The 13,529-nt window shown below is 51.9% G+C and carries 12 protein-coding genes; 7 read left to right on the forward strand and 5 right to left on the reverse strand.

The window, feature by feature from the left end:
* Positions 1–19: 19 nt before the first annotated feature.
* Entirely contained in the window at positions 20–1,801 is a 1,782-nt protein-coding gene (locus AMM48_RS19105) for an acyl-CoA dehydrogenase (protein WP_102785372.1), read from the reverse strand.
* Positions 1,802–2,136: 335 nt separating this feature from the next.
* Here AMM48_RS19105 and AMM48_RS19110 point away from each other — a divergent pair, with 335 nt between their 5' ends.
* Complete coding sequence (locus tag AMM48_RS19110) at positions 2,137–3,645, forward strand: S41 family peptidase (RefSeq protein ID WP_244271311.1); 1,509 nt, start codon at positions 2,137–2,139, stop codon at positions 3,643–3,645.
* Positions 3,646–3,724: 79 nt separating this feature from the next.
* Here AMM48_RS19110 and AMM48_RS19115 read toward each other — a convergent pair whose 3' ends face one another.
* The 3 genes from AMM48_RS19115 to AMM48_RS19125 form a co-directional block, all read right to left on the reverse strand.
* Positions 3,725–4,624: an NAD(P)-dependent oxidoreductase gene (locus tag AMM48_RS19115; RefSeq protein ID WP_279627501.1), complete on the reverse strand. Its 900-nt coding sequence runs from the start codon at positions 4,622–4,624 to the stop codon at positions 3,725–3,727.
* Between the two features lie 104 nt (positions 4,625–4,728).
* A complete protein-coding gene (ppk2, locus tag AMM48_RS19120) occupies positions 4,729–5,607 on the reverse strand; it encodes a polyphosphate kinase 2 (protein WP_244271312.1) in 879 nt (292 codons plus the stop codon).
* A gap of 187 nt (positions 5,608–5,794) precedes the next feature.
* On the reverse strand, positions 5,795–6,052 hold the full coding sequence (locus AMM48_RS19125) for a DUF1127 domain-containing protein (protein ID WP_102785374.1): 258 nt from the start codon (positions 6,050–6,052) through the stop codon (positions 5,795–5,797).
* Positions 6,053–6,191: 139 nt separating this feature from the next.
* Here AMM48_RS19125 and gcvA point away from each other — a divergent pair, with 139 nt between their 5' ends.
* The gene (gcvA, locus tag AMM48_RS19130; RefSeq protein ID WP_102785375.1) at positions 6,192–7,133 is read left to right on the forward strand and encodes a transcriptional regulator GcvA; all 942 of its coding nucleotides are present in this window, start codon (positions 6,192–6,194) and stop codon (positions 7,131–7,133) included.
* A gap of 20 nt (positions 7,134–7,153) precedes the next feature.
* Here the strand turns inward: gcvA and AMM48_RS19135 are convergent, their stop codons facing one another.
* On the reverse strand, positions 7,154–7,570 hold the full coding sequence (locus AMM48_RS19135) for a DUF1489 domain-containing protein (protein ID WP_022730286.1): 417 nt from the start codon (positions 7,568–7,570) through the stop codon (positions 7,154–7,156).
* Positions 7,571–7,789: 219 nt separating this feature from the next.
* Here AMM48_RS19135 and AMM48_RS19140 point away from each other — a divergent pair, with 219 nt between their 5' ends.
* The 5 genes from AMM48_RS19140 (at position 7,790) to AMM48_RS19160 (ending at position 13,455) form a co-directional block, all read left to right on the forward strand.
* On the forward strand, positions 7,790–8,083 hold the full coding sequence (locus AMM48_RS19140; RefSeq protein ID WP_022730287.1) for a DUF2849 domain-containing protein: 294 nt from the start codon (positions 7,790–7,792) through the stop codon (positions 8,081–8,083).
* 11 nt (positions 8,084–8,094) lie between these two features.
* Positions 8,095–9,750, forward strand: coding sequence for a nitrite/sulfite reductase (locus tag AMM48_RS19145; protein ID WP_102785376.1), 1,656 nt, complete (start codon positions 8,095–8,097; stop codon positions 9,748–9,750).
* A complete protein-coding gene (locus AMM48_RS19150; RefSeq protein WP_102785377.1) occupies positions 9,737–10,252 on the forward strand; it encodes a DUF934 domain-containing protein in 516 nt (171 codons plus the stop codon). The genes AMM48_RS19145 and AMM48_RS19150 overlap by 14 nt, the downstream gene beginning before the upstream one ends.
* A gap of 402 nt (positions 10,253–10,654) precedes the next feature.
* A complete protein-coding gene (locus AMM48_RS19155; protein ID WP_102785378.1) occupies positions 10,655–12,007 on the forward strand; it encodes a hypothetical protein in 1,353 nt (450 codons plus the stop codon).
* A gap of 74 nt (positions 12,008–12,081) precedes the next feature.
* Positions 12,082–13,455, forward strand: a complete 1,374-nt coding sequence (locus AMM48_RS19160) for an MATE family efflux transporter (protein ID WP_102785379.1) — start codon at positions 12,082–12,084, stop codon at positions 13,453–13,455.
* Positions 13,456–13,529 lie beyond the last annotated feature (74 nt).

Below are 13,529 nucleotides of genomic sequence, written 5' to 3' on the forward strand. Positions count from 1 at the left end.
ATTCTGGGAAATGAGTTTGTCAAAATAGTGGCTGGGGTTCATGGAGTTCGCTTTCGCTGCAATTAGCGATTTGAGCCGCCATGAAAGCCGCTTCCGGCAAGAGTTGGGAAAAGAAGAATTGACAGGATTTGACCTTGCCTGACAGGAAATCAGTTACCTCAGGGGAACTGCTGGCAATCATCAACGCGCGAAGCATTAACCAGCCAGAAACACAAAGGGCGGCCTGACGTAAATATGGTGATGCCAAAGCCTGGGCCATGGCCGCATCACTGCTGCAGCGATCAAGAACAATGTTGGTGCTTTCTGAAAGTTGTTCAAGTGCGGTTTGCACTTGCCGCGCCGCAGTTTGTACTTTGCCGTTTTGATCACCGGAAAGCGCTGTTTTGACGGTATCATGTGCCTCTGTAATCAGGATGTTTAATGCGTTTGCCTGATCGCGCAAAACTTTTCTGCCAATAAAGTCAAGCGCCTGAATGCCATTGGTGCCCTCATAAATCGGGGCAATGCGCGCATCCCGTAAATGTTGGGCGGCACCGGTTTCTTCGATAAAGCCCATGCCTCCATGAACTTGCACCCCAAGTGATGCATTCTCGACACCAAGGTCAGTTGACCATGCCTTGACCAGCGGGATCAGAAGATCTGCGCGGGCCTGTGCCGCCGCGCGTTGGTTCTCATCAGGCTGACTATGAGCAAGGTCAAGTTGAGTCGCTGCATACAGCGAAAGCGCGCGTGCCGCCTCGGTGGAAGATCGCATACGCATCAACATGCGCTGCACATCGCCATGCAGGATGATTGGGGCGCCGTCGATTGTGAGGGCTTTGCCTTGCTTGCGTTGTTGGCTGTAATCAGCTGCGTGCTGATACGCGCGTTCTGAAATTGCCACACCTTGCTGGCCAACGGCCAAGCGTGCGTTGTTCATCATGGTGAACATGCAGGCAAGTCCTTTGCCTTCTTCTCCAACAAGGTATCCGATTGCACCACCCTGGTCCCCAAAGGATAAAACGGCTGTCGGGCTAGCGTGGATACCGAGTTTATGTTCAAGCGAGACGCATGAAACATCGTTGCGTGGACCAATTTCGCCGGTTTCCGATACAAGGAATTTTGGAACGATAAACAGCGATATGCCCTTGATACCATCCGGTGCGTCAGGTGTTCTGGCCAAAACGAGATGAACTATATTTTCCGTCATCTCGTGATCGCCGTAGGTGATAAAGATTTTTTGGCCGGTGACAGCATATGTGTCGTCATTCTTGGGTATAGCAAGGCTGCGCACTTTTGAAAGATCAGACCCGGCTTGCGGTTCTGTCAGGTTCATCGTGCCTGTCCATTGGCCGCTAACCATCCGGGATAGATAAAGTGCACGTTGCTGATCTGAACCATGGATTGTTAGGGCTTCAATCGCGCCTGCGGTCAGCATCGGACACAGTGCAAAGGCCATATTCGAAGCATGCCACATCTCAGCAACGGCGGCGCCGAGCAGAATTGGCAGGCCCATGCCGCCTTCGGTCTTTGGCGCGGAAATACCTTGCCAGCCACCTTCACAAAACTGTGCATAGGCTTCTTTCCATCCGGTTGGCGTGCGAACAGTGCCGTCATCAAGAAGTTTCGAACCTTCCTGATCGCCGATGCGGTTCAGAGGTGCGAGGACCGATGACGCAAGCTTGGATGCTTCTTCAAGGATGGCATCGACAAGATCGGGGCTGACCTCCGCGAAAGCGGGTAGGTTTGCAATCGTATCAAGCCCGATCACGTCGTGGATTAGAAAACGAAAATCCTGAATTGGTGGCGTAAAGTCAGTCATGAAAAAAGACGTCTCCCTGAGATGTGAGCCGCCCGCTCGGAATAGTCAGCTTTTCGCCAACTTTGTTTGTTAGAAAGCAGCATAACGGGGCAAAGTCACAAGAGCGAGTCTGTTTCGCAAAGAAGCATTAAAATGCGTCTCAGACATTGGTCGCAAATGTAGGAAAACGGTTGCCACTGGCAAAGAGAGCAAAAGCATCCGATATTAGGCTCAGACCCTAATCAGACGATAAAGCAAGTCGAGGGCTCGCCAATCTGAAAAAGGCAGGCTAGACTTGGAAAGTATGAAATCGGATTTCGATCCGTAAACCAGATGATAAAGACAGGAGTGGGCTGTTGCTGCGCAAAGGAATATTACCGATTTTGTTTGCGGTGCTGATTTCGTTCGCCGGGACAAGGTTGGTCGCCTGTGCAGGACCTGCATGGCCCAGCGATGAAGAGCGCGTGTTTCTTGACGCGTATCGCGATCATGTGACGGTCAATGCCACCGAAGATCAGTTTGCCCGCGCCGACAAGCTCTATACCGAAGCGCTGCAGGTTCTTTCTGAAACCTATGTCGAAAACATTGATACGCCGGTCTTTGTCCAAAATAGCATTGCCGCACTTGATGGGCTGGAAGTCGATGATACGTCGCCGACAGGCATCGTCGGTGCTGTCCTTGATGACAGCTTGCATGAACTCGATCCGCATAGCGCCTATATGACCGATGACATGTTCCGCCGTTTGCAAGAAAGTACAGAAGGCAGCTTTGCCGGTGTTGGTATTGTGATTTCGCTTGATGACGATAAACGCATTCGGATCGTTTCACCGATTGATGACACGCCGGCTGCGCGTGCCGGGCTGCAACCTGATGACCGTATTACCCATATTGACGGTTATGAAATGAATGGCGAACCGATATCTGAGGCCGTGCGCCGCATGCGTGGCAGGATCGGGGATCCCGTGACCTTAACGATTTTGCGCACCAAGGACAGTTTCGATGTCACGGTAAAGCGGGCTCGGATCGAGGTGCCATCGGTGACCGCTGGAACAATTGACAATGATATCGGGTACATCCGGGTTTCACGGTTCGATGCGACAACGCTTGAACAAACGCAGGATTATCTTTCGCAGCTCGAAGATAAAATTGCGTCCCCGCGTGGGATCATTGTTGATCTACGCCGCAATCCCGGTGGGTTGCTTGATAGTGCTGCCGACATTGCCGATCAGTTCCTGAACAAGGGTCTTATTGTCGCGACAGAAGGCCGTGGCGAACGTAAATTACGCCGCTACGAAGCAGATCGTTCGGACTTCTTTGACGGTGTGCCGATGGTGATCTTGCTGGACCGTGGATCGGCTTCGGGGGCTGAATTGATGGCGGCTGCGTTGCGTGAAAACGGGCGGGGCGTAATCATTGGGGAGCGTTCATTTGGCAAGGGCTCGATGCAGCGTATTATGCCGCTGACATCGGGCGGTGGTCTTAAAATCACCACTGGATATTATACCACCCCGGAAAACCACATTGTTCAGGGACATGGCGTTATTCCTGATATCGAAGTGCACCGCAAAGATGTTGAGGAATTTGAGCGCGAGGTTGATCTTGCCCATGCCTTGCCATCCCGTCGTCGTGATCCACGTCAATCATTGGCGTCGATAGAAGCGCAAACCTGTGAACGAGATATCAAAATTGATCGTTTTGGTGCAGAGGCTGGCCGTGAAAACCTTGATGCGGAAAATGAAGACGATGAAACGCCAGCCGAAGCTTTCAGGGACTCGGTCCTTGAATGTGCTGTCGGCTATTTCAGTAATGGGCCGCTTGCCAATTACCGGGATCAGGTTGAGCCGCTTTTGCGTGCCGGGCTTTAGGTTCATGCAAACGGTTCTGTGGAGAAAGAAAAACGCGGCCCAAGGGCCGCGTTTTTTGTTTGGCGCCTGATTGGATCGGTTAGCCGCGTGAAAGCAGGTCAATCAAGCTTGACGTATCCCAACGCTGGCCGCCACGTTCCTGCACTTGGGCATAGAACTGATCGACCAGTGACGTCACCGGCAGGCGGGCGCCATTGTGTTTGGATTCCTCAAGACAAATACCAAGGTCCTTGCGCATCCAGTCAACCGCAAAGCCGAAATCAAACTTGTTCTCGACCATGGTGCTGCCGCGATTTTCCATTTGCCAGCTGCCTGCCGCACCCTTGGAAATCACATCAAGAACTTTTTCCATATCAAGACCGGCTTTGATGCCGAAATTAATCCCTTCGGAAAGTCCCTGAACAAGCCCCGCAATGCAAATCTGGTTGACCATTTTGGTCAATTGACCCGAACCGCTTTCGCCCATCAATTTACATGATTTGGCGAAGGCATCAATGACCGGGGCTGCGCGGTCAAATGCAGCCTGATCGCCCCCGCACATAACGGTTAAAACACCGTTTTCAGCACCCGCCTGACCACCTGATACCGGTGCATCGATCAGTGAAACGCCTTTTTCCTTGGCCGCAGCATAAAGTTCGCGGGCGACATCTGCGGATGCGGTGGTGTTATCGATCAGGATCGAACCACTTTCCATGGTTGATAGAATGCCATCACTGCCCGTGGTGACACTGCGTAGGTCATCATCATTGCCGACACAGGAAAAGACGAACTCGGCCCCTTTGGCTGCTTCTGCCGGGGTGGCAGCCGATGCGCCACCATATTCGGAAACCCATTTTTCTGCTTTTGCCGCAGTACGGTTATAGACGGTAACGTCGTGGCCCGCTTTCTGCAGGTGACCGGCCATGGGATATCCCATGACACCTAAACCGATAAATGCACATTTAGCCATTGTTTGCCTCCCAAATATTTGATGGTGCAAGTAAAGGTGGCAAGGCTTGTAATGTCAATGAGCGCAAATGTTACCGGGACAATGTTTTCACGATCTGGAAGGATTTTGACCGAATACATCGTTTTGTGCTGAAATCACCCTTCTTCGAGCTCTTCGGCGACGTTGTGGATGATCCGGCGATCATAGGTCAAAAGTTCGGGGCGCTTCCCCGGATAATCAAAACCCGACAGGTAATATCTGATGGCGTTAATCCGCGCGCGTTTCTTGTCGTCGGATTTCACAATCACCCACGGGCTATCTGTGGTTGACGTATGATAGAACATGTCGCGTTTGGCTTCTGCGTACGCATCCCAAAGATCCTGAGACGCCAAATCAACCGGGCTGAGCTTCCATTGTTTTAGTGGGTCATTTTTGCGTTGCTTAAACCGCTTGGCCTGTTCTTTCTTACTGACCGAGAAGTAAAATTTGGTCATATGAATGTTTGACCGGATCAGCATGCGTTCAAGGTCCGGGGCAGAGCGCAGAAACTCTGTAACTTCGAACATGTCACAGAACCCCATGACCCGTTCGACCATCGCACGGTTATACCAAGATCGGTCAAAAAGAACGATTTCGCCGCCACTTGGCAGATGTTCGATATACCGCTGGAAATACCATTGGGTGACTTCGCTATCGTTGGGTTTGGCCAATGCGACAATCCGCGCACCGCGCGGGTTTAGATGTTCGGTAAAACGCTTGATTGTGCCGCCTTTACCCGCGGCATCACGACCTTCAAAAATGATCAATGATTTGACGTTTTGCTCTTTGATCCAGTTTTGAAGCCGCAACAGTTGAATGTGCAGCGGCGTGATCAGTTGCAAATACTGTTTCGATGGCATTCTTGATGCGCGTTCTTGCGGGTCAAGGCTGACGTCAGGTGGAAGGTCGACCGTTTCCGGCTGTCCTGAAAGCTGGGCAGCAATGCTTGATGGGAGGGTGCTTCCAGCATCTTTGCCGGGAGCACCGTCGTCCAATTTTGTCTCGTCTATTTTTTGGGATTTGTCATCCGATGCCATCGCGCTATGCCCCTGCAGCTTAAGGATAAATTCCAGTAACAAGAGTGCGCGATGATTGCGGATGGCGCAAGGGGCATCAAAACTCTTGCCGGGATGCTACAGGGGCAATGCGATGGATGGTGGGGTGAACGCCTTTTGTAGGCACCTACAGCAGGGGGAAAGAATTGCGATATTCTTCTTCTGCTTGTGTGCGGGTAAGGCCAATATCTGCCAGTGCTGTATCGCTCAGGCGCATCAAAGCACGGCGTTGTGCGCGCCGTTGCAGCACAAGTGCGAAGAAATTGGCAAAACTGTTGATCTGTTTCAACCAGTTTGCCTGATGTGGTGTGTCGCGACGCTGTGTGGATGAAGACACTTCACAGGATGCTGACAGGCATTGGGTCGGATGTGGGGTATAAGACATTGCGACCTCCTTGATGTAATTTCGCTAATGCGTTGTTTCGTGTTGTGGCCATATTCTCTTTAAAATATCGCCGTGACAAACGAGTAATTCTACAGTTATGTATTAGAAAATCTAATTCATATCCTGTCAGGAAGGCCTCATGCGTTTACCTCCACTGCAATCTTTGCGCGCCTTTGATGCGGCGGCGCGCCATCTAAGCTTTACCCGTGCTGCCGAAGAACTGTTCGTGACCCAGGGCGCGATCAGTCAGCAGGTCAGGCAATTGGAAGAATACCTTGGGTTTCGGTTGTTTCATCGGTTGCCAAGGCAAATTCATCTGACCGAAGAAGGGGGCAGACTGTCGCGCGCGACCAATGCTGGGTTTTCCAAAATTGCTGATGAAATCGAACGGTTAAAGGCGGTGGAGGACGCAGGCGTTGTGACGGTCAGTGTGCTGCAAAGCTTTGCGGTCAAATGGCTGGTGCCGCGTCTGGGGCATTTTCGCGAAGCTTACCCCGATATTGATGTACGCATTCATGCCGATGATCGGTTGGTCGATCTACATACTGAAAGTATTGATCTAGCGGTACGCTTTGGGAACGGGGAATATCCAAACCTGCATTGCGAATTGCTGATGCACGATGAATCGTTCCCGGTGTGTAGCCCTGCATATCTGGCGGCGCATCCACCGTTGAATACCCCAGCCGACATTGCAGGGCATCAGTTGCTGCACGATGCAACCGTGGTGATGGACCATCCCCATGCCGCGGACTGGGAATTCTGGCTTGATGCTGTTGACGTCACAGACGTCGATGTTAGCCGTGGGTTGCGGTTTAATTCCGGTGATATGGTCATTCAGGCGGCATTGATCGGGCAGGGGCTTGGCATGGCGAGAACAAGTTTGGCTGCCCTTGATCTTAAGGCTGGAAACCTTGTCCGACCCTTCGTGCAAAGTGTGGCGTCAAATGGCGCCTATTACCTTGTCTATCCCGAAGATCATCTTAAGCGCCCACGGGTTCTGGCCTTTGTAAGCTGGCTTAAGAACGAAGTTGCCGCGACCTTAAAAGACATTGACGAGGACGGAACAGGCCCGGTGGCATGAGCCACGTTTTCGTGGAAATGTCAGATCAGGCCAAGATCGCGCAATTCATCGGCCATGTCATCGGGCAGGGTCTCGGTGCCGCCGCCCTGTTTGTCGTCAGGCGGGCATTTGTCCTCTTTCAGATAACGCCATCCCTGAAATGCGCGGTGGGGGTAAGGGCGCGTTTCGATCAGTTCGGGGTCAAGGACGATCCGGCAATATTTCGTGCCTTCTTCATTCACAAACTCTTCAAGGTCAAGAACCTCCTGCCGACAGCGTATTGCGCCTTTGAAAACCCAATATATTGATCCGCCGTCAAGAATCTCGGCCTTGCGTTTCGGTGTCATGCGGGTGGTGTGATAGACCCGCCCGTAAGTCGCCTGAAAATATGTCTGCCATTCGCGCAGACCTTCTGGCGTTTCGGTTCCAACGCTGAGTTTGATGATGTGAAGGGGCATTTCCAAGACGGCTTTTTATTGCTGCGAAACAGTCAGTGCCCTGACCTAGAACCAGTACGTTCGTCGGTCAAGAGTGGATTAATTAAACACAATAGATTGTGTTATTAAGTCTATTTAACAAAAAAACTTGACCAATAGGGGTTAATCAGCCAAATTCTGATGCAGAAATGGTCCGCCCGCAGGACCAAACCCGAGAGATTTACAAGCTGAGAGAACCGAATGTCCCTGCAAGTTGTCACGGCAAACCGTCTGGATGACGGGCTGGTGGTGTTTCTGACTGCTGATGGTGGTTGGAGCGAAAATATCCACGATTCCCGCGTTGCCGATGGAAAAGAGGCTGCTGCTGTTCTTCTTAAAGAGGCAAGCGCACCTGAACTCGACGTCGTCATTGTCGGGCCGTATTTGATCGATGTTGAACAGGGCGACGGTGGACTGGTTCCGACAAAATACCGTGAAGTTCTGCGCACCAAAGGTCCAAGTGTGCGCGAAGACCTTGGTTATCAGGCGGTATAAGGAGAGACCCCATGTATCGTTACGACGATTTCGACCGCCAACTTGTTGAGGAACGCACAGAACAATTCCGTGAACAGGTAAGGCGCCGTCTGGCCGGTGACATCACCGAAGAACAGTTCCGCCCGTTGCGTCTGATGAATGGTGTGTATCTGCAACTGCACGCCTACATGCTACGTGTTGCCGTCCCATACGGTACGCTGCGCGCTGATCAGTTGCGTGAGCTTGGCGGCATTGCGCGTAAATATGACAAGGGCTATGGCCATTTCACCACGCGCCAGAATATTCAGTATAACTGGCCGAAGCTTGACGAAATTCCCGATGCCCTGCTTGATCTTGCCAATGTCGAGATGCACGCCATCCAGACATCGGGCAACTGCATTCGGAATACAACGACCGATCAGTATGCTGGTGCTGCGGCCGATGAAATCGAAGATCCGCGCCCTTATTGCGAACTGATCCGTCAGTGGTCGACATTCCATCCTGAATTCACCTATCTGCCGCGCAAATTCAAAATTGCCGTGACCGGTTCTCCAAATGACCGCGCGGCGGTCAAGGTGCATGATATCGGCCTTCGCATGCATCAGAATGATGCGGGTGAAACCGGGTTTGAAGTTATTGTGGGTGGGGGGCTTGGCCGCACACCTTTCGTTGGCAAGACTGTGCGTGACTTCATCGGCAAGAACGATTTGTTCTCCTATCTCGAAGCCATCCTGCGTGTTTACAACCGCTTTGGCCGTCGCGACAACAAATATAAGGCCCGCATCAAGATCCTTGTTCATGAAGAAGGTGTCGAAGAAATTCAGCGCCTTGTCGAAGAAGAATGGGCGCAGATCAAGGACGGTTCGCTTCGTATTGGCGACGACGAAATTGCGCAGTACATCGAACAGTTCGCGCCACCTGCCTTTGAGACGCTGTCTGACGATGATGCCGACTTTGAACGTCATAAGGCTGAAAGCCGTGGTTTTTCAAACTGGGTGCGTTCGAACGTCATCGAACACAAACAACCTGGTTATGCGATTGCCAGTGTGTCGCTCAAACCGATTGGTGGTATTCCGGGGGATGCAACGGACGTCCAGATGGAATTGGTTGCCGATCTTTCGGAAAAATACAGCTTCTCGGATGTGCGCGTAACCCACGAACAGAACCTTGTTCTGCCGCATGTCAAAAAGGCTGATCTGTTCGCACTGTGGACGGAACTTGAAAAGGCCAATCTCGGCACGGCAAACCTTGGCTATGTGACCGATATTATTGCCTGCCCGGGACTTGATTACTGTGCGCTGGCAACGGCGCGCTCGATCCCGCTGTCACAGCGTATTTCCGAACGTTTTGGTGATCTGGATCGTCAGCACGATATTGGCGAACTGAAAATCAAGATTTCCGGCTGCATCAATGCCTGTGGGCATCACCATGTCGGGCACATTGGTATTCTTGGCCTCGATAAACGTGGCAAAGAGTTTTATCAGATTACCCTTGGTGGCGACGCCAGCGAGAACGCATCAATTGGTAAAATTGTTGGTGCCGGTTTCTCCGAGGCCGAAGTGGTTGATGCGATTGAAAGTCTGGTCACCAAATATATTGATATCCGCGATGTAGGCGAACGCTTCATCGACACGTACCGTCGTGTTGGCACGGACCCGTTCAAGGAGGTGCTTTATGGCGATCGTTAAGAATGACAGCGTGATCGAACAGGAATGGATTGCGGTGGATGCCGAGGGTGACCTTCCGGCCAGCGATGAAAACCTGATTGTGCCGTTGGCACGATTTAAGGAACAGCGCGACGATCTGATCGGTCGCAATGGTGGACTAGGGGTTCAGCTTAATCCCGGTGACGCCCCCGAAGATCTGGCCGATGACCTTGATCGCCTTTCGATCATTACGGTGAATTTCCCGGCTTATACCGATGGGCGTGGTTATTCCTATGGTCGCGTTTTGCGCGAACGCATGGGCTTTAAGGGCGAATTACGTGCCATTGGGGACGTTTTGCGCGATCAGGTGCTTTATATGCACCGTTGCGGCTTTGATTCCTATGACCTTAATGTTGACGATGAAACAGCCCTGACAAAGGTCCGTGCCGCGCTCAAGGAAATGTCGGTTTATTACCAGCCAACCGGTGATGGCCGGGCAACGGCCGCATCGCTACGCGATCGTCGCCGTGTGGCACTGGATTAGTCAGCATACTGATGTACTAACATCCTATACAGTTGGACATATCTCTTATGATCTAATTGCCGGGCGCCCAATTGGGCGCCCTTTCTTTTTGTCTGAACACGGCACGACACCATCGCTAACTATATGATCTATAATGTTTATCGCGTGGGTGTTTGTTAAGTTTCCCGTCACGCACCATCTTATTCTTAGGTAGCATGTCTTATTGGGGCTTTCGCCAAAGGAGTAGCCTTTGGTACGAAGAACCGCTATACACTTAATAGCTGTTTTGACTTGAACATAAGACAACCATAAAGTTGTCATGGTTGTCGGAGAATTTAAACCAATGCCGTCTGTGGTTCGTGCAGATCGGTGTTACCGACACGAAAAGTGGCTTTCACCCTCGGCAACACATCAGGGGTACATATGTCGTCAGTTCTGCATTTGGCAAATACTGTAGATGGATGCGTCATTGAACGGGATTTCACCCGGTATGATCGCGCCTATCACGACAAGGTACAGCGATATAACGACCATCTTGGTGTTATGGCAGCAATTCTGCGCCGGTTTAGCGAATACAGCCGAACCATGCTGGCGTCCCAGCAGCTTTACATCTATGCCAAATGGCTGGCGCGCTATACGGCATATTGGCCACGCTTGGACGATCTTGTTGAAAAACTTGAAAGCAGTTTTGACGAAACCGATCAAAGCTATGTCGCACGACAATCGGAAATCGATGGGTCGTGGGGCTGGCAGTATACCGAATTCCATCACAAATTTGATGCAACCATTGTGCGCCTGCATGAGCTTGCTTCGGAAAAGCGCGCGCCGCGATATCCGCTTCATTTTCTTGAGCCGGTCTCAACCATTCCTAAAATGCGTACCTATCTTGAAAGCCTTTTGATCTCGGACGTTGCCGCGACCGGTCGCAATCAGCGTGATGAACTGGGCAGTGTTCTGTGCTGTTTGGCTCAACTGTGCTTTAAGCCACGATTACGCAATTTTGCCCGTGAAAACGTTCAGGGCATTGCACTTGATGATGCTTACATCGCGGCATTTACCGATTTTCTGGATGACATTCAGAACCCTGAAACCGGCTATTGGGGCCCGTGGTATTCATCCGACGGTGATATCCACCGGTTTGATGATTTGAGCTATACGTTTCACATTGTGTCCTATCGTAAGGGGAATGTGCGGCAATGGCCCCATATCATCCGTACAACCCTTGACCGTCGGGATGCGGAATATCCTCTGGGCTGGCTTAGTCGGGGACAGTTTAACAACCATAACAATTATGATGTGGCAAAGCTGTTTCGCCACGGATGGCCGCATATGACACCGTCCGAGCAGGACTTTGCATCAGGCCAGCTCGACAAGATGCTCAGCTGGTGTCTCAAACATTCCATGCGACGGGATGGTAGCTTCGTCTTTGATGGGCAGTTTTATAATTCGCTTGAATCGTGCCACTATTTTGGTGTGTCGTTTCTTGATGAAGTCGGATATTTCCGCCCGCGCAAACGGTTCTGGACCGCTCAAACGTTCCCGGAAGCTGTAAGAACCCAGCACAGGGTGATTTCTCGGCTGAATGAATTTTGTGCCGATAACCCCAGTATCATTGCTGCGAAATGGAAGGCCGGTACGGACTTGCATCTGGTGGCCAAGCCATCCGGAGTGCCTGCAACCAAAACAGCGATGATACTGGACCGCCGTGATATGCCGCGTTGGCCCCGGTTTCCGGCGAGTGCGGATACGTTGGCTGGCTCATTTAAAAATGACTGACAGATGTCTTTGGTAACGGTTTTGTCGGGCATTTCTTCTTCTCATGTCATTTGAACTGGACGAGACGGCGTAAGATGGCCTTGCAACCGCAATATTTCGTCAGTGGTTCGATGTTGCGCCATATTTTCAGTATGGCACACACCAGCATGTTTGCGCTGGTGGCACTGGTGTTGGTTGATGCGCTTGATCTGCTGTTTCTAAGTTTTCTTGGTGACGTTGATGTTGTCGCAGGACTTGGTTTTGCCTGGCCGTTGATATTTTTTACTCTGGCGGTTTCGCTTGGCATCTCAACGGCGATGACGGCCCTTGTATCCCGCGCTGAGGGACGCGGGGATCGTGACCGTGCAAAGATATTTGCAACCCACATTCTGGTTTTCGGCGGTGGTATTTCGGCTGCGATGACAGTCGTGCTTTGGTTGTCGGCCCCCTATATGTTGTCGCTTTTGGGGGCGACCGGGCGCGCCCATGAACTTGGCACAAGCTATCTACAGATCGTCATGCTGTGCCTGCCTGTGCTTGTTCTTAGCATGTCGTCGGGCGCACTTTTGCGTGCCATTGGCGCAAGGCAGCTCTCAATGTGGGCCAAGATCGCCGGAGCGACTGTGAACGCCGTGCTTGATCCAATTTTTATTTTCGGGTTTGGCTGGGGTGTTGAGGGGGCGGCATGGGCGACTGTCCTGTCGCGCATCACCATCATGGCGATTGCTTTTTATGGGGTGTATCGCGTGCATCCAATGCTGGGCCGGTTTGATAGGGCGCTTTTTCGAGAGGATATCGGCGAAATTGCCCAGGTCACAGTGCCGGTCGGTCTTGCCAAAATGGGCCCGCCCATCGCAAGCGGCTTCATCATGGCCTCCATGGCGCAGTTTGGGGCGGACGCCGTGGCGGCCATGGCGATTATTGAACGTATCGCCCCGTTTGCCTTCGTTGGCTATATGGCGCTGCCACAGGCGATAGGCCCGATCATTGGGCAGAACTTTGCGGCCGGAAAATCTGCGCGCATTCGCGCCCTTTGGCACACGGTTTGGGGGCTGATCATTGCCTATGGACTGATCGTTTCCACGATCTTGTATCTTTTGTCAGACCAGTTGGCAGCACTTTTTCATGCGACGCCGGAAACATCGGCATTGCTTGCGGTGTTCTGTACCATGATCGCGCCGCTTTATATGTTTCTGGGCCTGCAATATTCATCGCATACGTTCTTTAACGTCACCGGGCGGCCCAATCTTGCCATGGTTGCTGATTTGACCAAGGAATTGCTGGGGGTGATCCCGCTGGTTTGGCTGGGTAGCTTGTATTTTGGCGCGTCGGGCGTTTTGTATGGTCAGATCGCGGGAGTCGTACTGTTTGGCCTTGGCACAGGCATCGTAAGTTACCGACGTGCCTGCCGCGGCAGCAATAATCGCGGGAGCACCAACAGGGCATCAAGTCCTAATACGGTCATGTAATGTTATTTTTGCGATTATTGGTTGTGAATTTGTTCACACCCGTAGCGACTTAGGGCCAGTGCCATTCCCATATT

The sequence above is a fragment of the Thalassospira sp. GB04J01 genome, assembly GCF_000751115.1.
Classification (GTDB): Bacteria; Pseudomonadota; Alphaproteobacteria; order Rhodospirillales; family Thalassospiraceae; genus Thalassospira; species Thalassospira lucentensis.

Bases quoted from the DNA above. Each gene is read 5' to 3' on its own strand.
- AMM48_RS19140 (WP_022730287.1), top strand. From the start codon at position 7,790: ATGTCCCTGCAAGTTGTCACGGCAAACCGTCTGGATGACGGGCTGGTG.
- AMM48_RS19155 (WP_102785378.1), top strand. From the start codon at position 10,655: ATGTCGTCAGTTCTGCATTTGGCAAATACTGTAGATGGATGCGTCATT.
- gcvA (WP_102785375.1), top strand. From the start codon at position 6,192: ATGCGTTTACCTCCACTGCAATCTTTGCGCGCCTTTGATGCGGCGGCG.
- AMM48_RS19105 (WP_102785372.1), bottom strand. From the start codon at position 1,801: ATGACTGACTTTACGCCACCAATTCAGGATTTTCGTTTTCTAATCCAC.
- AMM48_RS19135 (WP_022730286.1), bottom strand. From the start codon at position 7,570: ATGCCCCTTCACATCATCAAACTCAGCGTTGGAACCGAAACGCCAGAA.
- AMM48_RS19125 (WP_102785374.1), bottom strand. From the start codon at position 6,052: ATGTCTTATACCCCACATCCGACCCAATGCCTGTCAGCATCCTGTGAA.
- AMM48_RS19150 (WP_102785377.1), top strand. From the start codon at position 9,737: ATGGCGATCGTTAAGAATGACAGCGTGATCGAACAGGAATGGATTGCG.
- AMM48_RS19145 (WP_102785376.1), top strand. From the start codon at position 8,095: ATGTATCGTTACGACGATTTCGACCGCCAACTTGTTGAGGAACGCACA.
- AMM48_RS19160 (WP_102785379.1), top strand. From the start codon at position 12,082: ATGGCCTTGCAACCGCAATATTTCGTCAGTGGTTCGATGTTGCGCCAT.